Genomic DNA, 22,632 nt, shown 5'->3' on the forward strand with positions numbered 1-22,632 from the left:
CTTCACGCGGCGAAGGTCAGCTCTTAGGCGACAGAGCACCGTCGGCGAGCCGCCGCACCACGTCGGTGAGTACGTCCAGACCCGCCACCAGGTTCTCATCGAGGGTGTACTCGCGTTCGTTGTGCGAGACGCCCTCCACCGACGGGACGAACAGCATGACGGTCGGGACGATCTCCTTCATGTTGATCGAGTCGTGGCCCGCGACGGTCAGGATCTCGCGGTGGGAGTAGCCCAGCCGCCCGGCGGAGGAGCGGGCCAGCTCGACGCCGTCGGGCTGGTATGGGTTGATCCCCCACTCGTGTGAAATCGTCTGGCGGATAATGACTTTCGCAGTGGCCTCGATCTCGGCGAAGCGATCGCGCAGCAGGCGGTTGGCTTCGGCGAGCACGGTCTCGTCGGCGCAGCGCAGGTCCAGCAACAGCCGCACCTGCGAAGCGACCACCACCGGCGAGTTGGGGTAGACGTCGAGCTGTCCGACCGCGGTGTGCAGGACGCCGGGGAACCGGTCGGTGAGTTCGCGGGCGAAGACGACGAGCAGCGCGGCACCATACAACGCGTCACGCCGGTCCTCCATCACGGTCGCGCCGGAATGCGCCTGATCGCCCTCGACGGTCACGACGTACTTGCTTGCCGCCCAGCTGGCCGTGACCAGACCGATGTCGCTGCCCGCGTCCTCCAGAAGCCTGCCCTGCTCGATGTGGATCTCCGCGCAGCACACCGCCGTCGGACCGTCACCGTCCCCGAGAAAGCCGGTCGGGGCCATCGCGTCGGCCACCGAGACCCCTGCTCGGTCGGTGACCGCCAGAGCGGTGTGCAACGGAAGCACCCCGGTGAAGACGCTGCTGCCCATCATCGAAGGGGCGAACCGCGACCCCTCCTCGTTGAACCAGTTCACGACCGCCACGTTGTACGGCGGGCCCACTCCGCTGTCGGCCCACTCATCGGCGAGTCGGAACGTGGCGTGTGCCGCCGCGAGCACACCGTAGGCGCCGTCGTACTTTCCCGCTGTCGGCTGGGAGTCCATGTGGGATCCCACCACCACGTACGGGGCGCCGGGGACAAGTTCGAGCAAGCCGAACTGATTGCCGATCCGGTCGTATTCCACCCGCAAGCCGTGCTCGCGGAGCAGTTCGGCGAACCAGCGGCGCTGAGCCACATCCGCTTCGCCGGCAGCCTGGCGATCGACGCCTCCGCCAGGGGTGGCGCCGAACTCGCTCATGGTCCTGAAGTCGCGGAGGAACTCCGCCGCGCGTTGGGGTGTGATGGTCTCGGCGGCACCGAGCGCCGACGTCGTCTCGGAGGTCATGTCGTCATCCTTACGGCAGTGATTGGGGACGGTTCAGGAATTCGTTGCGAGAGCGCGAACAGCGGGGTCCTGGCGCAGGTGAAGCACGGCGGGACGGCCGCTCGCCCTGGCCCTGCGGTAGGCGTCGCGGAATCCGCTCGTGCGGTCGACGGTTTCGCCGTGCGCCCCGAAGGATCTGGCGAATGCGGCGAAGTCCGGGTTGGTGAGGTGCGTGCCCGATGGCCGGCCGGGATAGTGCATCTCCTGGTGTTCGCGGATGGTCGCGTACTGGCCGTTGTCGACGACGATCGCCACGAAGGGAGCGCCGTAGCCGACGACCGCCGCGGGGATCCCCATGCCCACGGCGCCGTTGCGCGGGGCGGTAAGGGTCGCCGGCTTGTGGTGCGTGAGGTAACGAGCCGGCCAGACCGCGTGGTTACCCGCGCCGAAGGTGATGATCGCGTCGTCGGTCAACTCCTCGCGCGCAGCACCGCCATGACGGCGGTGAGGTCGACGAGCGGGGCATCGGGTGCGCAGGCCGGGGAGGACGCGGAGGCCGCCGGGGTCGAGTAGCGGAGATAGGCATCGCGGGCGGCGCCGAATGCGGTTGTAGGGCTCGAGCTGGCTGCGGTCGATCAGGTACCCGTTGACCTTCAGGACATGATCGAGGCCGCTGCCGACCGCGTCCAGGAGAGTGCGGAGATTGGCGAGCGTGGCTTCCAGCTGTACCTCGAAGTCCACCCGGGCCTCGCCGCCGGGCTGCGCCGGGATCTGGCCTGAGGTGTAGACGATCCCGTTGGCGACCACCGCCTGCGAGAACGCACCTACTGGGTCATCGCGTGGACGGAGGTGCTGGGGTCACGTTCGTCGTGACCTCACGCCGGGCGGAGCCGCCTCAGGTGCACGCCCGGCTGGTTCCGGCTCAGGTGCCGGGGCCGATATTCGACGACGGTCGGGTGCGCAGGTCGTGGACGTAGTCGGTCGGGGCACCGGCGATCTCGGCGGCCTCTGCCATCACGCCCAGATAGCGGGCCGACGGGATGCCGCCCTCCCACCCGTCGAGCACATACAGCCAGGCCAGCACCGGGTCGATGGAGGTGTCCGAGGACACCCGGTCCACCCGGCACCTGATCTTCTTGTGGATGCCGAGCTCCGAACCCTCCCACTGGTCCAGATTCTTCTCGTCGTCCTTTGTCATGTCGTAGAGGACGACGAAAACCTTGGCCAGGGGATCCTCGACCACGGTGGCCAGCGCCCCCTCCCAGCCGAGATCCTCGCCGCCGAAGGTGAGTCGCCACCCGTGCAACCACCCGGTGCCCGCCATCGGGGAGTGCGGCGCGCGCTGCAGCATCTGCTCGGGATGCATGTTGGACCCGTAGGCGGCATAGAGCGGCACGGTATGGAAGCTTAATCGGCCCACGTTCGTCCGGCGGTCGAGCCTGGCCACAGTTGCGCTCGGCACGGAGCGAAGCGACCCGGCGATACACGGAGCGAAGCGACCCGGCGATACACCGAGCGAAGCGACCCGGCGATACACCGAGCGAAGCGACCCGGCGATACACCGAGCGAAGCGACCCGGCGATATAGGTTAGGGCCGTGGCAATGCGCATCGTGATCATCGGCGGTGGTCCCGCAGGTTATGAGGCGGCACTGGTGGCCGCGGGCCGGGGCCCCGACGTCCATGTCACCGTCGTCGATTCCGACGGGCCCGGCGGCGCGTGCGTGCTGTTCGACTGCGTGCCCTCCAAGACGTTCATCGCGTCATCGGGTGTGCGCACCGAGCTGCGGCGCGCGTTCGGCCTCGGCTTTGACCTCAGCATCGACGACGCCAAGATCTCGCTGCCGCAAATCCACAACCGGGTGAAGACCCTGGCCAAGTCGCAGTCCACCGACATCGGCTCCCAGCTGCTGCGCGAGGGCATCAAGGTGGTCGCGGGGCGCGGCGAGCTGGTCGACGACGTCTCGGGAATGGCCACCCACAGCGTGAAGGTGACCACGCCCGACGGGAAGACGTCGGTGGTGAAGGCCGACGTCGTGCTCATCGCCACCGGCGCGAGCCCACGGGTCCTGCCGAACGCCGCGCCCGATGGCGAACGCATCCTGACGTGGCGCCAGCTCTACGACCTCACCGAACTGCCCGAGCATCTGGTCATCGTGGGCTCGGGCGTGACGGGCGCGGAGTTCTGCAATGCCTACACCGAGCTGGGGGTCACGGTCACCGTGGTGGCCAGCCGCGACCAGATCCTGCCGCACGAGGACAGCGACGCCGCCGCCGCTCTGGAGGAGGTGTTCGCCGAGCGCGGTGTGACTCTGGTCAAGAACGCGCGCGCGGAATCGGTCCGCCGTGACGGATCGGGGGTGCGGGTGACCATGGCCGACGGCCGCACGGTCGAGGGCAGCCACGCGCTGATGACCGTCGGGTCGGTGCCCAATACCGCCGACCTCGGCCTGCACCGGGTCGGCATCGAGTTGGGCCGAGGCGGCTACATCCCCGTCGACCGGGTGTCGCGCACCTCGGCGTCGGGGATCTATGCGGCCGGTGACTGCACCGGGCTGCTGCCGCTCGCGTCGGTGGCGGCCATGCAGGGCCGCATCGCGATGTACCACGCGCTTGGCGAGGGCGTCTCGCCGATCCGGCTGCGCACGGTCGCGTCGGCGACGTTCACCAGGCCCGAGATCGCGGCGGTGGGCATTCCGCAGTCCGCGATCGACGACGGGAGCGTGCCTGCGCGCACCTTGAATCTGCCGCTGAACACCAACGCCAGGGCGAAGATGTCGTTGCTGCGGCACGGCTTCATCAAGATCTTCTGCCGGCCCGCAACCGGCGTGGTGATCGGCGGCGTCGTGGTCGCGCCGATCGCCTCCGAGCTGATCCTGCCGATCGCGCTGGCCGTCCAGAATCGGATCTCGGTGACCGACCTGGCGCAGACCCTGTCCGTGTACCCGTCTCTGTCAGGGTCGATCGTGGAGGCCGCGCGGCGCCTGATGGCCCATGACGATCTCGACTAACCTGGCTATGTACTGACGGGTAACAACGAGGAGCCGAGCGTGAGCGATCCGATCCCGGCACCTGGCAACGGGCGGACCCTCCTGGGTCCCGATCAACGCGCCGTCGCATGGGACCGACTCGGCCGCGAACAGTTCGACGTGGTCGTGATCGGCGGCGGAGTGGTCGGTGCGGGAGTCGCCCTCGACGCGGCGACCCGCGGCCTGCGGGTGGCGCTGGTGGAGGCGCGCGACTTCGCGTCGGGAACCTCGAGCCGCTCGTCGAAGATGTTCCACGGCGGGCTGCGCTATCTCGAGCAGCTGGAGTTCGGGCTGGTCCGGGAGGCGCTGCACGAACGCGAGCTGTCGCTGACCACGCTTGCCCCGCATCTCGTCAAGCCGCTGCCGTTTCTTTTCCCGCTGACCAAGCGGCTGTGGGAGCGCCCCTACGTCGCCGCGGGTATCTTTCTCTACGACCAGCTCGGCGGCGCGAAATCCCTTCCCGCACAAAAGCATCTGCTCAAAGCGGGTGCGCTGCGGCTTGCGCCCGGCCTGAAACGCAGCTCGCTGATCGGTGGGATCCGCTACTACGACACTGTCGTCGACGACGCTCGCCACACGATGACGGTGGCCCGCACCGCCGCCCACTACGGCGCGGTGGTGCGCACCTCGTCGCAGGTGGTGGCGTTGCTGCGCGAGGGTGACCGGGTGACCGGTGTGCGGGTGCGCGACTCCGAGGACGGCGCGGTCACCGAGGTGCACGGCCACGTCGTGGTCAACGCGACCGGGGTATGGACCGATGAGATCCAGGCATTGTCCAAGCAGCGCGGCAGGTTCCGGGTGCGGGCGTCCAAGGGTGTACACGTGGTGGTGCCCCGGGACCGGATCGTCAGCGAGGTCGCGATCATCCTGCGCACCGAGAAGTCGGTGCTGTTCGTGATCCCGTGGGGTACCCACTGGATCATCGGCACCACCGACACCGACTGGAATCTCGACCTGGCCCACCCCGCGGCCACCAAGGCCGACATCGACTATATCCTCGGCACCGTCAACACCGTATTGGCCACCCCGTTGACCCACGACGACATCGACGGTGTGTACGCCGGGTTGCGGCCGCTGCTGGCGGGGGAGAGCGAGGAGACCTCGAAGCTGTCCCGCGAGCACGCCGTCGCGGTGCCGGCACCGGGTCTGGTGGCCATCGCGGGCGGCAAGTACACCACCTACCGGGTGATGGCCGCCGACGCGATCGATGCCGCCGCCGAGTTCGTGCCGACCAGGGTGGCGCCGTCGATCACCTCGAAGGTGCCGCTGGTGGGCGCCGACGGCTACTTTGCGCTGATCAACCAGACCGAGCACGTCGGCTCGCACTACGGATTGCACCCCTACCGGGTGCGCCACCTACTGGACCGCTACGGGGCGCTGATCGGTGAGGTGCTGGCCATGGCCGGTCAAGAAGGCGCAGCACGGCCCGACCTCCTCGAGCCCATCACCGAGGCCCCGGTGTACCTCAAGGTCGAGGCCTGGTACGCCGCGGCGGCCGAGGGTGCGCTGCATTTGGAAGACATCCTGGCCCGCCGGATGCGTATCTCGATCGAATACCCGCACCGCGGGGTGGACTGTGCGCGGGAGGTCGCCGAGGTGGTCGCCCCGGTGCTGGGGTGGAGCGCCGAGGACGTCGACCGCGAGGTCGACACGTACATCGCCCGCGTCGACGCCGAAGTGCACTCGCAACAGCAGCCCGATGACGAGTCCGCCGACGCCCTGCGCATCGCCGCACCCGAGGCCCGCGCCGAGATCCTCGAACCTGTGCCGCTGAACTGATGGCCGTTCGCAGGGGCAGGGCGGTGGTGGCCCCGCTGCCCGTCCGCGACGGGCTGGGCCCGGCGCGGCTGCAGCTGCGCGGCACCGGGACGCCCGGCGAGACCGTGCGCGTGGCGGCCGAGATCGAGACACGCTTCGGTGTCGCGGCGCTGGCGAAAGTGCTTGCCGGGCAGATGGTTTGCGCCGACGGGTCGGTGGTCGACGAGGCTACGATGCTCCCGGCGGGTAGTCATGTCTTCTGGTATCGCGACCTCCCCGAGGAGGTGCCGGTGCCGTTCGACATGCCGATCCTGCACAGTGACGACGACCTCGTGGTCGTGGACAAACCCCACTTCCTGGCCACCATGCCGCGTGGGGGCCACGTCGCCCAGACCGCGCTGGTGCGGCTGCGCCGCGATCTCGGACTGGCCGAATTGGCGCCCGCGCATCGGCTCGACCGGCTCACGGCCGGTGTGCTGATGTTCACCACCCGCCGCGAACTGCGCGGCAGCTACCAGACGCTGTTCGCGCGGGGACTGGTGCACAAGACGTATCTGGCCGAGGCGCAAGGCATCCCGGCGGCAACCCTGCCGACGGTGGTGCGCAGCCGCATCGTCAAACATCGCGGTCGCCTGCAGGCCGTCGAGGTGCCGGGGGAGCCCAACGCGGAGACGCTGGTCGAGACGATCGGTCCGGGCCGCTACCGGCTGACACCGCGCACCGGCCGCACCCATCAACTGCGCGTGCACATGGCGTCGCTTGGCGTGCCGATCTGCGGGGACCCCTTGTACCCGGATGTGATCGCCGTGGCCGACGGCGACTTCTCCAGGCCGCTTCGCCTGCTGTCGCATAGCATCGAGTTCACCGATCCGGTCGACGGATCGCGTCGGCGGTTCGTCAGCCGTCGCGGGTTGGGCGCGCACGCGCCCCGCTGACGGCCCGGCATGCTCTACTGACCGGATGGACCGCACCTCGTTCGGCCGGCTCTTCGACATGTCCGGGCGCACGGTGATCGTCACCGGAGGCACCCGCGGCATCGGGCTGGCGCTGGCGGAGGGATACGCGTTGGCGGGTGCGAGCGTCGTGGTGGCCAGCCGCAAACCCGAGGCGTGCGAGTCGACGGCGGCGCACCTGCGCGACCTCGGCGGCAGGCGCCATCGGGGTAGTGGCCCATGCGGGCAGCGTTGAGGATCTGGGGGCGCTGGTGGCGCGCACCGCCGACGAGTTCGGCGGCATCGATGTCGTGGTCAACAACGCCGCCAACGCCCTCGCCCAACCGCTCGACACGATGACGGTGGAGGCGCTGAGCAAGTCGTTCGACGTCAACGTACGTGGACCGGTGTTCCTGGTGCAGCAGGCTCTTCCCCATCTGAAGGAAAGCCCCGCGCCCGCGGTGCTGAACATGGCGTCGATCGGCGCGTTCGTGTTCGCGCCCTTGCTGTCCATATATGCCGCGGGCAAGGCCGCCCTGGTGTCGTTCACCCGATCCATGGCCGCCGAGTTCGCGCCGTTCGGCATCCGGGTCAACGCGCTGGCGCCCGGACCGGTGGACACCGACATGATGCGTAGGAACCCGCACGAGGTGATCTCGGGGATGGTCGGCGCGACCCTGCTCAAACGGCTCGCCGAGCCGGACGAAATGGTCGGGGCCGCACTGCTGTTGACGTCCTCGGCGGGCAGTTACATCACCGGGCAGACGATCATCGTCGACGGCGGCGGTACACCCCGATAGCGGCGCGCGTCGGGTCACGGGTGGATCAGCGTTGACATCGCGGGCACCAGTAGGTGATCCGGTCTCCGGTGGAGTCCATTTCGATGAGGGCGCCGCAGCGACGGCACGGCAGCCCGGCGCGACCGTACACCCACAGGTCGCGGCCCTTGCGGGTGTCGCCCGTGGTAGCCCGATTCCATCGGGACCGGTTGAGCCACAGCATGTCCCGTGCCCGCCGCACAAGACGCGCCGGGTCGGGCAGTGTGCCGACGGCCGAGGTGGGCCGCCTGCCGACGATAAAGCACAGCTCGTTGCAGTACACGTTGCCGATCCCCGCCATCACCCGCTGGTCGAGCAGTGTCGCGGCAAGGGCACGCTGCGGTTCGGCGGTCAGGTTGCGGGTGGCGATCCCCGCATCCCAATCGTCACCGAGCAGGTCGGGTCCGAGGTGGGCGACCGCGTCCATGTCCGATGCCCGATCCAGGACTTCGAGCACACCGAGGTCGATCCCCACGGCCTGCACGTCGGCGGTGGCCAGGATGATCCGGATCCGATGGCCGGCGCGGCTGGGCCCGCCAGCCGGGTGAATCCGCCAGCTGCCGTCCATCTTCAGGTGGGAATGCACACTGGCGGGGCCGATCCTGATGAACAGGTGCTTTCCCCGGCTGACCACCTCGTCGACGGTCTGCCCGGACAGGTCCACCGTCGCATACTTGGGGACCCGAATGTCGCAGCTTGTCAACGACTTTCCAGCGAGTCCGGCCCGCAGCACGGCGGCGGTGTGCCAGACGGTGTCACCTTCGGGCATGGCGCACCGGATGTGGTTCGGCCGGTATTGGGTGCATCGTCAGCGCAATCTCATGCCGCGCGGTGTGCGGCCGAATCCGGCGCCGGTGAGGGCGGCGGCGACGGCGGCGTGTTCGTCGGGGGCGCCGGGTTCGAGGATCCGCATGCCGTTGATCCGTTCGACCAGCAGCCCGTCCACCCGCCTGCCCGCCACCAGATCCGCCAGAGCCGCCGCGGCGGCGTTGTGGAGCTCGGCGTCGCCGGAGAAGCTCAGCAACGTGCGTCCGCCCCGTTCGAGGAACCACACCAGCTCACCGTCGACGAGGACGACCAGCGCCCCCGCCCTGCGGGCCGGACGGTGCGAGGCTTCGATGCCAGCCCGCGGCGGCGGCCACGGCAGCGTCGCGCCGTACGGGTTCGCCGGGTCGGTCGCCGCCAGCGCGACCGCGCTGGCCTCGCGCTGCTGCTGGTCGACGGAGTCGGCGTAGCCGCGCAGCCGGTCCACCGTGGAGGCCACCGCGAACTGCGCACCGCCTAGTGATTCGACGAAGTAGCCCCGCTGGCAGCGCCCCGCTTCCTCCAGCGCCGCGAGGACCTTGTACATCGTCGCGAACCCACCCGGGATGTTCTCGTTGCTCACCGCTCCCTTGGTGAGTACGCCGTAGCGGGCCAGTAGCAGGTCGGCTTGGAAATGCGCGCGCACAGTCGAATCGGATTCCGCCTCGGGCAGGGCCGACCAGCGGCCCGCGACAGTCGGATCCGAAGTGCGCGTCTGCGCGTGCGCGACGCTGTAGCGGCTCAGTCGAGGCGCCCGGCGGTGCCGATGCGCCGGTGCGGGCCTGCGCGTACCGGGCCGGCCGCCGGTCAGCATCGCACGCACCGGCGCGAAGGTGTCCCCGGTGACCCATCCCGCCCAGATGAGCTGCCATAGCGCCTCTTTGAGCTCCTGCTCCCCGGAGCCCTCGGCGGTGAGCTGGCGGAAGAAGTACGCGCCGCCGCCGGTGAGGGTGCCCAGGATCGCGCGGTGGACGGGGGTCCATTCGATCTCGGAGCCCGGCGTCAGCGTCAGGGGTGCCGTGTCGGCGGTGTGGAACACCACCCAGCCGTCGCCACCACCGATGGTCCCGGCGCCCGACCACATCACCTCACCCGATGCCAGCAGCTCGTCGAGCATCGCCGGCTGGTAGTCGCGCACCCGTTGGCCGAACACGAGCGGCTCCAGCGCCGATGCCGGTATCGGCACACCCGCCAGCTGCTCGATGACCGCCGCGACGCCGTCGACCCCGGTGAGGACGCCACCTGCGGGCAGGGGCTCGCGCGCCGACCCCACCTGGTGCCACGCGGGGAGGAATCGTGCGTAGGCGGCCGTGCTGACCGGCTCGATCTGTGCGCGAAGTACGGCCAATGACCGCCGGCGCAGGATCCGCAGCACATCGGTGTCGCACCATTGTTCGCAGCCAGCGAAATTCGTTGCGGTATCGGTGAATTCGCCGCGAACGACCTTTCCGTCAGCGGCCAGGCGGGCTAGCGCGTCGGCGGCCACCCGCAGTCCGAGGCCGAAGCGCCGCGCGGCGTCGGCGGTGGTGAACGGGCCGTTGGTGCGGGCATAGCGGCCCAGCAACTCCCCGAGCGGGTCGGCGACGGCCTCGGTGAAGGTGGCGGGGACGCCGACGGGGACGGCCACCCCGACGGCGTCGCGTAGCCGACCGATGTCCTCGATCCCGATCCACCACGACTGGCCTGCGAACGACACGGCCAGGATGCGCCGCGCCGTCAGCAATCCGTCCAGCCAGCCGCCGACGTCGTCGGCGGTGCTGCGCGCGGCCACCTCTTCGGTGGTGAGCGGCCCCAGCAGCCGCAACAGGTCGGCGATCCCTTCGGCGTCGCGGGCGCCGCGCTCGGCGGTCAGGTGCTGCAACTGGCGCGCGGTGGACGCGATGACGTCCGGATCGAGCAGCTCGCGCAGTTCGACGCGGCCCAGCAGCTCGGCCAGCAGCGTGGTGTCCAGCGATAGCGCCGCCGCGCGCCGCTCGGCCAGCGGGCTGTCACCCTCGTACATGAATGCGCCGACGTAGCCGAATAGCAGCGAGGCGGCGAACGGCGACGGCACCGCCGTCTCCACCTCGAGCACCTTCACCCGGCGCTGGGCGATGCGGCTCATCAGCGCGGTCAGTGCGGGAACGTCGTACACATCCTGCAGGCACTCGCGCACCGTCTCCAGGACGATCGGAAAGTCCGGATAGCGGCGGGCCACATCGAGCAACTGGGCGGCGCGCTGACGCTGATGCCAGAGCGGCGACCGCTTGCCGGGGTGGCGGCGGGGCAGCAGCAGCGCGCGGGCCGCACATTCCCGGAACCGGGACGCGAACAGCGCCGAACCACCCACCTCCGCGGTGACGAGCGGTTCGATCTCGTCGGGGTCGAACACGAACAGCTCCGCACCCGGCGCGGCTTCGTCGGTGTCGGGCAGCCGCACGATGATCCCGTCGTCGGAGGCCGTCGGCTTCTCATCGATGCCGTATCGGTCGTAGAGGCGTTTGCCGATCGCCAGCGCCAGCGGGCCGTGCACCCGCAGGCCGTAGGGCGAATGCAGGATCACCCGCCAGTCGCCGAGCTCGTCGCGGAACCGCTCGATGAGCAGGGTGATGTCGGTGGGTACCGCGCCGGTCGCACCGCGCTGATCGTCGAGCAACCGCCACAGGTTCTCGGTGGCGGATTCGTCGAAACCGATTCCGCGGCAGCGCTCCTCGAAGGCGGTGCGCGGCAACCGGCCAAGCTCACCGGTGAAAGCGCCCACCGCAGCGCCCAATTCGGCGGGACGCCCGACGCTGTCGCCACGCCAGAACGGCAACCGCGCCGGTTCACCGGGAGCGGGGATCACCAGCACCCGGTCGTGGGTGATCTCGGTGATGCGCCAGCTGGTGGCGCCGAGCGAGATGACATCGCCCGGGCGGGACTCGTAGACCATCTCCTCGTCGAGTTCTCCTACCCGCGAAGGCTTCTCGGAGTCGGCGTTGGAAGCGAGGTAGACGGTGAACAGCCCGCGGTCGGGAATCGCGCCGCCGGATGTGACGGCGAGGCGCTGCGCTCCCGGCCGGGCGGTCAGCGTTCCGGCGTCGCGGTCGTAGACCACCCGCGGACGCAGTTCGGCGAAGTCGGTCGACGGATACTTGCCCGCCAGCAGGTCGAGCGTCGCCTCGAACGCGCTGCGGGGCAACGCCGCAAAGGGAGCGCTGCGCCGGACTGTGTCGAACCAGGCGTCGGCGTCGAGCGGTTCCAGCGCGCACGACGCGACGGTGTGCTGGGCCAGCACATCGAGCGGGTTGGCGGGAACGGCCATCGTCTCGATCTCGCCCGCCAGCATCCTGCGCACCGTCACCGCGCATCCGATGAGGTCGGTGCGGTGCTTGGGGAACAGCACCCCCTGGGAGATCTCACCGACCTGGTGGCCGGCGCGGCCGATGCGTTGCAACCCGCTGGCCACCGAGGGCGGCGCCTCCACCTGGATAACGAGGTCAACGGCACCCATGTCGATGCCGAGTTCCAGGCTGGAGGTGGCCACGACCGCCTGCAGCCGCCCCGACTTGAGGTCATCCTCGACGGCGGCGCGCTGTTCCTTGGACACCGAGCCGTGATGCGCGCGGGCCAGCAACGGCGCGGCGCCGCTGGCCTGGCCGCTGCCCATGATGTACGCGGGTGCCCCGCCCGCCACTCCCGGATTGCGTTCGGCGGGCGGCGCCGCGCCGATCCTTTCGGCATGAATCTCGTTGAGCCGCGAGGTGAGTCGTTCCGCCAGGCGGCGCGAGTTGGCGAACACGATCGACGACCGGTGCGCCTCGATCAGATCGACGATGCGCTCCTCGACGTCGGGCCAGATCGAGTTGTTCTCCAGATTCGCCATATCGGCCACCGGTACCTGCACCGACAGGTCGAACGTCTTGGCTGCCGGGGGAGCGACGATGGTCGTCGGGGCAGCACCGGACAGGAACCGGGCCACCTCCTCCGCAGGGCGGACGGTGGCCGACAGCCCGATCCGCTGCGCGGGGGTGGCCAGCAGGGCGTCGAGACGCGCGAGCGACAGGGCCAGATGAGCGCCGCGTTTGGTGCCTGCGACGGCGTGGACCTCGTCGACGATGATCGTCTGCACCGTCGAGAGTGTTTCGCGGGCGGCGGACGTGAGCATCAGGAACAACGACTCCGGTGTCGTGATGAGGATGTCGGGCGGGTTGGAGATCAGCTCGCGGCGCCGGTTGGGCGGGGTGTCACCGGACCGGACACCGACACCGATGGCCGGGGCAGGGCGGCCCTCCCGCTCGGCGATCCGTGCGATTCCCGCCAGCGGCGTGCGCAGGTTGCGCTCGACGTCGACCGCCAGCGCCTTGAGCGGCGACACGTAGAGGACCCGGGTGCCCGCGCGGTCGTCGGCGGTCTCGGTGGGCTGCGAGGCCAGCCGGTCGATCGCCCACAGGAAGGCGGCGAGGGTCTTGCCGGAGCCGGTCGGGGCGATGACGAGGGTGTTGTGGCCGTCGGCGATCGCCGACCACGCCTGAGACTGGGCCCGGGTGGGTTCGGCGAACGTTCCCGCGAACCATTGCCGGGTCAGATCGCTGAACCGGGCCAGCGCGTCGCGTGTGCTGCTCATCACCCCATCGTGCCAACAGGCACTGACATCCGGTTTGTGCTGGTTACCATGCTGGCGTGGTGGCGGGATTATGGGAGCCGCACGTCCCGGCGGCCACGATCGGGGGCCCAGGCACGCGGGGGCGCGTCATCCGGCGGCCCCACGTCATCGCGTCCCTGGTGGAGGTGCGCGACGGCGGTCTCGTGGTGGTGTCCGCACCCGCTGGATACGGCAAGACGACGGCGGTTGCGTTGTGGGACGACGTCGACGATCGGCCGTTCGCGTGGGTGCACATCGACCACCTCGACAACGATCCGGCGCACCTGGCGTTGCACATCGCGTCCGCGATGCACACGCTGCACGGCCTCGACGACGGCGTGCTGACATACCTCGCCGGACCGGGTCGCGCCCTGGTCGCTCAGCTGATCCCGGTGCTGGCCAGGAGCCTGGAGCGGTGCGGACCGACGGTGCTGGTCCTCGATGACACGCACCAGCTCACGGAGCCCGCCGCCACCGAGGCGCTGCGGACCCTGGTCGACATGGCGCCGCCGTCGATAACCGTCGTGCTCGTCGGTCGCAGCGCGCCCGCCGTCGATCTCGGCCGAAGGCGACTGGGTCACGACGTCGTCGAAATCGGTGTCGACGAGCTCACGCTGACCGTGCCCGAAGCGGCGGCGGTGTTCGCGGCGCTGGGTGGACCCGGCGATGGTGGCACCGTTCGGGCGGTGCTCGACAAGTGCGAAGGTTGGGCGGCGGGTGTGGTGCTGGCCGCGATGGCGCTGCGCGACGGCGCCGACGTCGAGGCGATCACCGGGCGTCATCGACTCGTCGGCGACTATCTCGTCGAGGAGGTCCTCAATCAGCTGGATGCCGCAACTACGACGTTCCTGTTGGAGTCCTCGGTGCTCGACCGGTTCTGCGCCGAAGATCTCGACACCGTCCTTCGGCGCGACGACAGTGCGCGGATGCTGGCGGCGATCATCCGGTCTGGCAACACCTTCCTGGTTTCCCTCGACCCCGAACGCGTGTGGTACCGCTACCACGGGCTGTTCGGCGATCTGCTGCGCGCGCGACTGCGCGAGGAAGATCCGGCCAGATTCCGGGCGCTGGCGAGCAGCGCCGCCGACGTGCTGCGCAAGCGGGATGACATCGACGGCGCGCTGTTACAGGCGGTGGCCGCGGGTGACCGCGCACTGGCCGCCGAGCTGGCCGGCCGCGAGGCGGTCCGGCTGGGCTTCGACGGGAGGGCGGGCGTGCTGGCCCGCAGGCTCGGCCAACTCGATGACCGGACCTTCGCCGAATACCCGGATGCGGCGATCGCCCAGGCCTGGCTCGGCGTGACCACCGCCGACGCCGAGCTCATCCAACGCTCCCTGATGATGGCCCATCAGGCCGACAAGGGTCTGCGGATGGCCGACGGCACGCCATCGGTCACCGTGGCCGCCGCGCTGGTCGCCTCCGTCGTCGGGGTGGGTGGGGTGCGCGAGGTGGTGCGGTACGCGGACGTGGTCAGGGCGGCCGGTGACCACCTGAGGAATCCGTGGTGGGGTGCGGCCACCACGATGAAGGGCGCCGCGAAGTCGATGCTGGGCGAGCGGCGCCGGGCGCGGGTGCTGCTCGACTCGGCGCTGCCGGTGCTCGGCGGGCTGCCCGGGTTTCATGCCGCCGCCCTGGCGCATCTGGCGTTGCTGGACCTCAGCGACGGCGACGGTGCCCTGGCCGCTGAGCGCGCGGCGGCGGCCAGAGCGATCGTCGACGAGCACGATTTGTGTGACGTGGTCCCGATGGTCGTCGTGTACGCGGCCGACGCCGTCACCAGCGCGGGCCTCGGGCGTGCCGCCGTCGCGCACGACGCCATCGCCAGGACCGAGCGATTGCTCGACCGACTGGGACACCTCGCGGCCCGTACCGCTCTGCTGGGGCACGCCGTGCTGGCGTCGGCGGCCGTCGCTCTACGCGACGGCGAGTTGGCTGCCCGGCATCTCGATGCCGCGGAAAGGGCGCATAAGCGTGAACCCGATGCCGCCGGTCTGGGCAGCTGGCTTGAGGACGCGGCCGCCAGGGTCGCCGGTCTGGGTTCCACAGGAGGGTCGCTGACCGCCGCGGAGACCAGGTTGCTGCCGTACCTGGCCACCCACCTCTCATTGCAGCGCATCGCAGAGGAACTGGTGATCAGCCGGGAAACCGCCAAGAGTCAGGTCGCGTCGATCTACCGCAAGCTGGCCGTGCGGTCCCGCGCCGCCGCCGTCGCCGAAGCGAATCGGCGAGGGCTGCTTCGTCGATGACGCCGGCGGGGCGACCCCGCGGATCAGGACATCGCGGCCAGGTTGTGCCAGAAGCTTTTGAGGCTGTCCGTGCCACCGAACAGGGTGGTGAAGTTGGTGGAGTCGACGAGGACGATGTCACCGGCGCGCCGGCCCGACGGGGGCATCCAGATCAGCGCGTTGAATTCGGTGTTGCCCGCCTCGGTGAACGGGTGCGGCCGGTTCGGGTCGACGCGTTGACGGCCCAGCACCAGCAGGTCGTTGCTTTCCGGCGCGGTGAGTTCGTAGTGCGGCAGGTGCGGGTGGAAGTTGAAGGTGGTGACGTCGGCCAGCAGTCGCGCCGCATCCAGATCGCGGTATCCGGTCAGCGGGGCGATCTCCTTGGTGCCCTCGACGACGGCGGGCCGCAGCCCCCATTTGTTGTGTACGGGAACGTCGAGGGCTGTCATCAGTGAGCGGGTGTACTGGCCGAAGCGCTGCTGGCGCGGGACGAGTGAGTCGCCGTGGTGCAGGTATTCGACCTGGCGCTGGCCGAAATCGGCGGTGAACCCGACATCGTGATGGGGCGCGAGCAACAGGCAGGTGCCTTCCCGGCGCAGCCAGTCCTGGATGGCGGCGATTTCCTCGGGTGCGGCTTCCTGTTCGGAGAGCAGATGGTCGAGGCCGAACACCATCAGCGTGTCGGTGTCGGCCAGCACGCGTTCATCGATGGGCAGCTTGTAGCCGGCTTGGTCGATGCGCTGGAACACCGCGACCGGGTGACCGGTGGCTTCCTCGGCGAGTTCCTGGAACGCCAGCGTGGATCGGTGAAACAGCTCCAGCGTGCCTGCGATGCCTTGCAGGAAGTGCGCCGCGTCGTATTCGGGGGTTTCATAGGCGGGCCACAGGACGTTGCGGACCTCGGTCATGGTGGAGAAGCGGTTGTACATCTCGGCCGGATCGCGTTGGGCTTCCCAGGGATAGCTCCATGTCCAGTAGATGGACATTCGGCGGCCGCCGGTGTGCGGCCGGGTCACGTGGTTCTGGTTGTAGGTGCGCGCCCGCGCCGTCGCGGTCATGGTTGTCCTTCCCCTTCACCGGATGTGTCGCCGAGGGCGGCGAGATAGCGCAGCGCCGAGATGCCCGGGAGGAAGAAATACGCGCCACCCTTCAGCGTCGTGAACGCAGGCAGGCCCTTGTGCACTCGGCGGATGGGCCGTTTGGGGACGGTGAAGTCCAGGCTGCCGTCCTGGGTGCCGCAGATCGGGTCGTGCTCGTTACCCAGTTCGTGGAAGTTCTTGTCGTTGATCCAGACGTTCTGGGCGAACTCGAACTGACGCACCAGGCTCGCGCAGATGATGAACGCCGCGATGCCGCGGTCGACTCCGTCGTCGGGCGCATCCTCGGGCAGCGCCGGACCGTAGGTGGCACCGCGGCGGATCATGCGACGCCGGTTCATCTTGTGGGCGGTGTCGCGGGGATTCAGCCGCCGGGCATGCGCGCCGAGCGGGCACGCGTAGCCGAGCGGGTCCATTTCCTTGTAGCCGAAGTCGTTGTTGCGCATCGGGTCGGCACCCAGCTCGGGGTCGTCCCGGTCGGGAGCCAACACCAGGGGCGCACCTGATCGCCATCGGCCCATGAACTTCGCCGCGAGCAGTTCCTGACCGTCCGAGGTATTGGCGTTCGCCCGTAGGTAGTCGCGGAACAACCCGACGTGCTCCTGCAGCCGCCGGTAGGCCATGAAACTGCCGTTGCGTGAAAGAATCTCGGGCTGAGGAAGATTGGCAGCGGGACCATCCTCGTCGGGGTAGCCGAGGATGAACTCGCCCGGCTCGAGCGGCGCCCCGGAACCGGGCGTCGGGTCTTCGCCCGAGCTCTTCATGACGGGCTGGGACAGTCGGTCCCGGAATCCGAAGTGGTCATGGGCGTAGTTGAACGGCGGCGTGGCATTGAGATCCAGATGCGAAAGACGGCGCACGCCCGGGCAGCGGTCGAGAAGTTTGTCGTGTTCGCCTATGCAGCGCTGTGTTTCGGCGTCGTCGCGGGCGAACAGAATCGCGATGGCGTGCAGATCATGGCCGGCGAGGCCGCCCACCCAATACTGCGGAGCGTTGATCCCGGTGTCGCCGAGGATGTCGGCCCGCGCGGCCATGCCCTCGCGAAACTCCGGAGGGAAGGTCGCAAGCGATCCTTCGTCGACACCGAGCGCCCGCAGGCCGTCAACGGTGAACGCCAGTGTGATCCAGCGTTTCTGATCGTCGATGGAAGCTTCCACGTCGGCCGCGGACGCCACCCGGCCCTGGAGTTCGGTCAGCCAAGCGCGCCCCGCGGCCGGGTTGTCGAACGACAGGAATTCGTATCGGCCGGTCATGGCCGGGGTGCGGGTCAGCAGTATGTGCTGGATGTCGTCGAACTCGAGCATCGAGGACGCGGTTACTGCATCTGGTCGAGCATGTCCGAGAACGCCGCCTTCAGGCGCAGCGCCTTCTTGATCTCGTCGGCCGTCACGTACGGATACTCGCCGTACTCAAGGAAGCTCGGGCACTGGTGGGCGCGGACGAACTCGACGAAGGCGGCCGGGTTCTCCTTCCAGTCCTCGGGGAAGCCCTCGAGGTTGGTGAACACCGTCGTGATGCCTGTCTGGCTGAACAGCGCGACCGCGTCCTCCGTGTACTTGTCGAAGTCGGTGTCGAAGATCCCCTGGTACTGAAAGTGCAGACCCGACCCGACGTCGAAGAGGACCCAGCGCAGATAGTGCAGCCGCAACGGCGCGAGCACGTCGGGGCTGCCGGCGACCGCCTCCTGGATCTGCTTGCCGTAGGCGCGCACGACCTCTTCGCGGCCCTCTTTGACCTTGGCGATGATCGAGAAGCCGTAGCACGCAGGCGTCCGCGGATAGGTCGGTCCGTACCGGCCCCGTTCCAGCTCGAAATAGCCCTCCTTCGGGATAGCCATCGCCGCGGGTGTGGACCAGTCTGGTGCTGACATGGGCCGCCTTCCCGATCGCACAACTGAACACTGGTCGGCGCCGCTACATCGCCCCGACATCCCGACATTATTGACCCGGTCGCGCCGTGTCGTCCCCCAGATCGGGTGAAACCGCGTACGCGATTTCACCCACTCTGGGGGATGGCTGTAGGGGAGCTGTGCTCATACCATCTCCTGACTGGCGTGGTGACTGACGCATTCGGCTGGACGCGCACCGTGTGATCTGGGTGATCTGGTTGTCCCGACGGGAAACCCGGTGACCGGTCGGGAAGGAGCTGACGTGTCGCCCCCCTCGCCACCCCCCGCTCTGACGGCGGTTGTCGGCGCCGGAACCGGAGCCGCGGCACTGGTTTTGGGGGTGGCGACGGGCATCCGCCCAGCCCTCACCGCCACCTCCGAACTGCTCCGCTGCCGATGCGCGATCGGACGATGGAGAACACCCGTTCTCCACTTTGATCTTCGACGTTGGGATATAACTCGTGACACGACGTGGTCGTCAACGCAGCCGCAACATGATCGGAATCAGCAACGTGAATTCAACTCGCAAGCTCACTGGAGCCCTCGCCGCGGGCGCCGTCACGACCGGACTGGTCGCTAGCGCCGGACTGGGCCTGTCCCCTCAGGCGAACGCCACCTGCGTTTCGGTCTTCGGAATCGGCAATAGCGCCGACTGCACCAGCACGGTGTTCAGTGCCGCCATCGCGATCGGCAACGGAACGTCCGCCGACGCCAGCGGGTGGTTTGGCGCGGCATTCGTACTAGGGGACAACTCCTCCGCCGCCACCAGTGCGGGGTCATTCTTGAACTTCGCCACCAGCCTCTTGGGCACTGGCAACACCGTAACGGCAGAGGGCGGCGTTGCGAACTGGGCCACCAACATTGGCAATGGCAACACTGTCGCGGCAGACGGCGGTGTGGCCAACTGGGCCACGAACCTCGGCGGCGACAACAACAGCGTCTCCACACGACAAGGCAGCGTGTGGAACACTGCCACCAATATCGTGGGTGGCAACAACACCGTCTCCACCCAAAGCGGCTATCTGAACTGGGCTCGAAACGTGTTCGGCAACTCCAATGCCGTCACGGTCCAGGGTGGCTATGCGAACTGGGCTCGGCACATTTTCGGCGACTCCAACACCGTCGGGATCCAAGCCGGAAACGCCAACACGGTCCGAAGCCTGTTCGGCAACGGCAACACCGTGCAGGTTCAAGGCGGCTTCGGGAGTTTCGCTCGAAGCATGATCGGCGATGACAACACCGTCACGACACAGGGTGGTTATTCAGACCTGGCCACCAACTTTTCGGGCAACAACAACACGGTCTCCTCCGAAGGCGGGTTCTTCAACGGCGCGCGGAACATTGTCGGCACCGGCAATGAACTGTCCTCCGGCGGCGTCGGCGCGAATCTGAACCTGGGGCTGAACGTGTTGAGCAACGGAAATCAGCTGTCGGCAGGTGGTAGGAACAGCACCCTGAACGGCGCCTTCAACACCGGCGGCCGGGACAACACCGTCAGTGCCGGTGAGAGCGAATCCGAGCCCGGCAGCGTGAATGCCGGCTTCACCTTCCTCGGCAGCGACAACACCGTCGCAGCAGGTCCCGGCCCGCTCGCGGCTGCCGGTGCCGTCCTTCGCAACGGTCTGACCGTGACGAAGAAAGACTTCGGCATTGCGGTCAACAACTTCCGCATCGGCGGCGCGCTCGCGACGAGCAGCGAAACCAACACAGTGTCCGAGGCGAACGCACGTACGACGAGCACGGTGGGCAAGACCGACGATGCTGCCGGTCCGACCACCCGCAGCACGAAGCGGACCGGCAAGGGGTCCGACGACGCGGCCGGAGCGAGCGCAAGCGGCACGAAGCGGACCGGCAAGGGGTCCAACAACGCAGCAGGGTCGAGCACGGATGGCGACAAGACGGCAACCAAGGCCACCGACAACGCGGCCGGTGAGTGAGGTAGAGGCCCGGTGGCCGCAACTTCAGGCAGTCCACCGGACAGGCATGTTCACCGTGGTCCGAGGGGGCCTGTGCGGCCTATCGATTAATAGAGAATGTTCATACGGCAGTGGCCGTGGCCAATTAGGCTCGAGCCGTACGGTTCCCACCCCCGGGGTGCGACCCCGACGGCGATGGGAGCCGCCGAATCGCAGAGAGGGACAAACGTGCGATCACCAGTGCACTACCTGCTGACAGTTGGGCTGGCGATGTCAGCTCCCATCGCGATGGTCGTCACCGCGCCCTCGGCGGCGGCCGACTGCAAGAGCCAGGGCTATGCCACCGTGTGTTCACAGGGTGAGGTCCGTGGCCCCGACGGGGTTGCGAGGACGGCCACCGCCGGGGTCCCGTATCCATGCGATAACGACTGGTATTGCGGCACCGATTGGGACCTCGACGTCGATTGGAACCCCGGTGGTCCCATCTGGGATCCCGGTCGTCCCGGTGGCATCGGACCACGTCGTTGAGTATCCAACCCATGACCCGTCAACCAGTTGATCAAGGAGCCAATATGTTGCCCTCACCACGCCCCGCCCGCCGCGCGCTCGCGGGCGCGATCGGCGTCGGCGCCCTGGCCGGAACAATGTTCTTCGGGCTCGTCGGTGCCGCCACTTCTGCGGCGCAACCGCCACCACCGGCTCCGCCGGCTCCTCCGCCGTGCACGGCCGCCGAACTGTCGCGCGTGATCTCGGGCGTCATGTTCGACACGTCGAACTACCTCGCCACCCACCCCCCCGTGAACGACTTCTTCACCAGCCTCAAGGGCCAGCCCAAGGATCAGATCGGGGAGAAGGTGCAACAGTACTTCGACACCAATCCCGCCGTGCGGGACGACCTCGTGCGCATCCGCCAGCCATCGGTCGACTTCCGCGCGCGCTGCGGGGCACCGGCGACACCCTGACGGTTCGGCGGGACGGCACTGCCCGGTCGGCGCTCAGCGCCGCCCGGGCATGACGGCGTCGGCAAGTTCCATCGGTATCGAGGGAACCCGGCCGACCGCGTCGAGGAGGGCGTGTGCGCACGCGTCGGCGACCCGTCCGGCTTCGACGGACGGGTCCATCAGGCGCTGCCTGCACAGTTCGAAGGTGAACGCCAGCCATCCGTAGATGGTGATCCGCAGGTCGCGGACGATCTTGTCGTCCAGCGGGACACCGGCCGCCTCGGTGATGCGCTCGATGATGCGGTTGGCCTGCCGGTCGTTGTCGATGTCTTCGATGCCACGCAGGATCGGATCTGACCGGCCCATGCCCATGTAGGCCGCCCATGCGCCGTGCGGGTGTGTCTCGTCGTACTCCAGATAGGCCAGCACGCCCGCTCGGAGCTGGTCGAAGAGACTCTGCCCGGGTTCCGGCGGGGGATTGGTCGCCGCGAACAGGCGCTCGCCTTCGGCCCGCACCACCGCGGCGAAGAAGGCGCGCTTGTCCGGGAAGTAGTGATACATCAAGGCCCGCGATACACCGGCACGCTCGGCGATCTCGTCGATGCGCACTTCGTCGTAGGGACGCTCCCCGAAGACTTGCGCGCCCAACGCCAACAACTCGACGCGCCGGTCCTCCGGTGACAACCGCCGCCTGGGCTCCGCCGCCATGGTGGCCAGTCTACTTGACACATGTATAACAGCGTGCGGGGTTCAGGAGCGACTCACGCTGATGCCGGATGGCCCTTCGGCTGCAGCTGCGTCGTCGCTAAGTGCCTTCACGCAGGGCGTGTTGGTAGCGGCGCATTCCGGCGATCCACCCGTCATAGTCGGCGAGCTTCTGGCGCTGCATATCCGCCACGTGTGGATGCGACAGGACGAGAAACCGGTTCTGCCGCAACGCATCCAGAGCCATATCCGCCACCACGGCCGCACTCGCGCGGACGTGTGCCCGCAGGTTCACGTCGAGGATCCGCTCCCAGCCGTCCTCGTCGCCGAGCCTGGGCGGTCCGACGACCCCGCGTTGGCGACGAAGATGTCCACCGGACCGAACTCCGACTGTGCCCGTCGATCAGCCCCTGGATGTCGGCGACACGGCTGGCATCGGCGGGCAGCGCCAGCGCCCGCCCGCCGGCGCAGCGGATGCGCTCCGCCGTCTCCTCGGCGCCGACGCGATCGATGTCGCCCACCACCACCGCGGCGCCTGCCGTCGCGAACGCCTCCGCCAGCGCGCGGCCGATACCCGATGCGGCGCCGGTGACCACGGTGACGCCGTCCTCGATCGTGACTGTCTTCACCCTG

The 22,632-nt window shown here is 68.7% G+C and carries 16 protein-coding genes and 3 pseudogenes; 8 read left to right on the forward strand and 11 right to left on the reverse strand.

What is annotated here, in order from left to right; all coding sequences use genetic code 11:
* Positions 1–16 precede the first annotated feature (16 nt).
* The 4 genes and pseudogenes from ADBZ6K_RS10115 to ADBZ6K_RS10130 form a co-directional block, all read right to left on the reverse strand.
* Positions 17–1,306 carry a M20 family metallo-hydrolase gene (locus ADBZ6K_RS10115; protein WP_526346092.1) on the reverse strand — a complete coding sequence of 430 codons (1,290 nt, stop codon included), beginning with the start codon at positions 1,304–1,306 and terminating at the stop codon, positions 17–19.
* Between the two features lie 33 nt (positions 1,307–1,339).
* Positions 1,340–1,642: a thiamine pyrophosphate-dependent enzyme gene (locus ADBZ6K_RS10120; RefSeq protein WP_526346335.1), complete on the reverse strand. Its 303-nt coding sequence runs from the start codon at positions 1,640–1,642 to the stop codon at positions 1,340–1,342.
* 252 nt (positions 1,643–1,894) lie between these two features.
* A pseudogene (locus ADBZ6K_RS10125) lies at positions 1,895–2,107 on the reverse strand (RidA family protein); the annotation flags it as partial.
* A 100-nt stretch (positions 2,108–2,207) separates the two neighbouring features.
* On the reverse strand, positions 2,208–2,681 hold the full coding sequence (locus ADBZ6K_RS10130; protein WP_526346094.1) for a gamma-glutamylcyclotransferase family protein: 474 nt from the start codon (positions 2,679–2,681) through the stop codon (positions 2,208–2,210).
* 200 nt (positions 2,682–2,881) lie between these two features.
* Between ADBZ6K_RS10130 and ADBZ6K_RS10135 the strand changes: the two genes are divergently transcribed.
* The 4 genes and pseudogenes from ADBZ6K_RS10135 to ADBZ6K_RS10150 all read left to right on the forward strand — a co-directional run bounded on the left by ADBZ6K_RS10135 (position 2,882) and on the right by ADBZ6K_RS10150 (position 7,802).
* A complete protein-coding gene (locus ADBZ6K_RS10135) occupies positions 2,882–4,294 on the forward strand; it encodes an NAD(P)H-quinone dehydrogenase (protein ID WP_526346096.1) in 1,413 nt (470 codons plus the stop codon).
* Between the two features lie 39 nt (positions 4,295–4,333).
* On the forward strand, positions 4,334–6,091 hold the full coding sequence (locus tag ADBZ6K_RS10140; RefSeq protein ID WP_526346098.1) for a glycerol-3-phosphate dehydrogenase/oxidase: 1,758 nt from the start codon (positions 4,334–4,336) through the stop codon (positions 6,089–6,091).
* Positions 6,091–7,005, forward strand: coding sequence for a pseudouridine synthase (locus ADBZ6K_RS10145; RefSeq protein ID WP_526346100.1), 915 nt, complete (start codon positions 6,091–6,093; stop codon positions 7,003–7,005). Before ADBZ6K_RS10140 ends, ADBZ6K_RS10145 begins: the two co-directional genes overlap by 1 nt.
* 25 nt (positions 7,006–7,030) lie before the next feature.
* A pseudogene (locus ADBZ6K_RS10150) lies at positions 7,031–7,802 on the forward strand (SDR family NAD(P)-dependent oxidoreductase).
* Between the two features lie 25 nt (positions 7,803–7,827).
* On the opposite strand, the gene nei2 reads toward ADBZ6K_RS10150, so the two are convergent.
* Positions 7,828–8,589 (reverse strand): endonuclease VIII Nei2, encoded by a 762-nt coding sequence (gene nei2 / locus ADBZ6K_RS10155; RefSeq protein ID WP_526346102.1) that lies wholly within the window; start codon positions 8,587–8,589, stop codon positions 7,828–7,830.
* Between the two features lie 39 nt (positions 8,590–8,628).
* Positions 8,629–13,209: an ATP-dependent helicase gene (locus tag ADBZ6K_RS10160; RefSeq protein ID WP_526346104.1), complete on the reverse strand. Its 4,581-nt coding sequence runs from the start codon at positions 13,207–13,209 to the stop codon at positions 8,629–8,631.
* 56 nt (positions 13,210–13,265) lie between these two features.
* On the opposite strand from ADBZ6K_RS10160, the gene ADBZ6K_RS10165 reads away from it, so the two are divergent.
* Entirely contained in the window at positions 13,266–15,473 is a 2,208-nt protein-coding gene (locus ADBZ6K_RS10165) for a winged helix-turn-helix domain-containing protein (RefSeq protein WP_526346106.1), read from the forward strand.
* A gap of 23 nt (positions 15,474–15,496) precedes the next feature.
* Here ADBZ6K_RS10165 and ADBZ6K_RS10170 read toward each other — a convergent pair whose 3' ends face one another.
* Genes ADBZ6K_RS10170 through ADBZ6K_RS10180 form a run of 3 tightly spaced genes read right to left on the reverse strand, consistent with a single transcriptional unit; the run spans position 15,497 to position 18,419 of the window.
* On the reverse strand, positions 15,497–16,510 hold the full coding sequence (locus tag ADBZ6K_RS10170) for a hypothetical protein (RefSeq protein WP_526346108.1): 1,014 nt from the start codon (positions 16,508–16,510) through the stop codon (positions 15,497–15,499).
* Entirely contained in the window at positions 16,507–17,853 is a 1,347-nt protein-coding gene (locus ADBZ6K_RS10175) for a Dyp-type peroxidase (RefSeq protein WP_526346110.1), read from the reverse strand. The genes ADBZ6K_RS10170 and ADBZ6K_RS10175 overlap by 4 nt, the downstream gene beginning before the upstream one ends.
* Positions 17,854–17,864: 11 nt before the next feature.
* Positions 17,865–18,419 (reverse strand): hypothetical protein, encoded by a 555-nt coding sequence (locus tag ADBZ6K_RS10180; protein ID WP_526346112.1) that lies wholly within the window; start codon positions 18,417–18,419, stop codon positions 17,865–17,867.
* 512 nt (positions 18,420–18,931) lie between these two features.
* Between ADBZ6K_RS10180 and ADBZ6K_RS10185 the strand changes: the two genes are divergently transcribed.
* From ADBZ6K_RS10185 to ADBZ6K_RS10195, 3 genes are all read left to right on the forward strand, one after another.
* Positions 18,932–20,374 carry a beta strand repeat-containing protein gene (locus ADBZ6K_RS10185; protein ID WP_526346114.1) on the forward strand — a complete coding sequence of 481 codons (1,443 nt, stop codon included), beginning with the start codon at positions 18,932–18,934 and terminating at the stop codon, positions 20,372–20,374.
* 249 nt (positions 20,375–20,623) lie between these two features.
* The gene (locus ADBZ6K_RS10190) at positions 20,624–20,881 is read left to right on the forward strand and encodes a hypothetical protein (RefSeq protein WP_526346116.1); all 258 of its coding nucleotides are present in this window, start codon (positions 20,624–20,626) and stop codon (positions 20,879–20,881) included.
* A gap of 44 nt (positions 20,882–20,925) precedes the next feature.
* Entirely contained in the window at positions 20,926–21,315 is a 390-nt protein-coding gene (locus ADBZ6K_RS10195; protein WP_526346118.1) for a hemophore-related protein, read from the forward strand.
* Positions 21,316–21,348: 33 nt separating this feature from the next.
* Here the strand turns inward: ADBZ6K_RS10195 and ADBZ6K_RS10200 are convergent, their stop codons facing one another.
* Positions 21,349–22,002, reverse strand: coding sequence for a TetR/AcrR family transcriptional regulator (locus ADBZ6K_RS10200; RefSeq protein WP_526346121.1), 654 nt, complete (start codon positions 22,000–22,002; stop codon positions 21,349–21,351).
* Between the two features lie 97 nt (positions 22,003–22,099).
* Positions 22,100–22,628, reverse strand: a pseudogene (locus tag ADBZ6K_RS10205) (SDR family NAD(P)-dependent oxidoreductase).
* Positions 22,629–22,632 lie beyond the last annotated feature (4 nt).

The organism is Mycobacterium sp., assembly GCF_044223235.1.
GTDB lineage: Bacteria > Actinomycetota > Actinomycetes > Mycobacteriales > Mycobacteriaceae > Mycobacterium.

Excerpts from the sequence above, each read along its gene's own strand:
- ADBZ6K_RS10180 (WP_526346112.1), bottom strand. The coding sequence starts at position 18,419 with ATGTCAGCACCAGACTGGTCCACACCCGCGGCGATGGCTATCCCGAAG.
- ADBZ6K_RS10175 (WP_526346110.1), bottom strand. The coding sequence starts at position 17,853 with ATGCTCGAGTTCGACGACATCCAGCACATACTGCTGACCCGCACCCCG.
- ADBZ6K_RS10170 (WP_526346108.1), bottom strand. The coding sequence starts at position 16,510 with ATGACCGCGACGGCGCGGGCGCGCACCTACAACCAGAACCACGTGACC.
- ADBZ6K_RS10185 (WP_526346114.1), top strand. The coding sequence starts at position 18,932 with ATGATCGGAATCAGCAACGTGAATTCAACTCGCAAGCTCACTGGAGCC.
- nei2 (WP_526346102.1), bottom strand. The coding sequence starts at position 8,589 with ATGCCCGAAGGTGACACCGTCTGGCACACCGCCGCCGTGCTGCGGGCC.
- ADBZ6K_RS10190 (WP_526346116.1), top strand. The coding sequence starts at position 20,624 with ATGTCAGCTCCCATCGCGATGGTCGTCACCGCGCCCTCGGCGGCGGCC.
- ADBZ6K_RS10195 (WP_526346118.1), top strand. The coding sequence starts at position 20,926 with ATGTTGCCCTCACCACGCCCCGCCCGCCGCGCGCTCGCGGGCGCGATC.
- ADBZ6K_RS10200 (WP_526346121.1), bottom strand. The coding sequence starts at position 22,002 with ATGGCGGCGGAGCCCAGGCGGCGGTTGTCACCGGAGGACCGGCGCGTC.
- ADBZ6K_RS10120 (WP_526346335.1), bottom strand. The coding sequence starts at position 1,642 with ATGGGGATCCCCGCGGCGGTCGTCGGCTACGGCGCTCCCTTCGTGGCG.
- ADBZ6K_RS10145 (WP_526346100.1), top strand. The coding sequence starts at position 6,091 with ATGGCCGTTCGCAGGGGCAGGGCGGTGGTGGCCCCGCTGCCCGTCCGC.
- ADBZ6K_RS10115 (WP_526346092.1), bottom strand. The coding sequence starts at position 1,306 with ATGACCTCCGAGACGACGTCGGCGCTCGGTGCCGCCGAGACCATCACA.
- ADBZ6K_RS10160 (WP_526346104.1), bottom strand. The coding sequence starts at position 13,209 with ATGAGCAGCACACGCGACGCGCTGGCCCGGTTCAGCGATCTGACCCGG.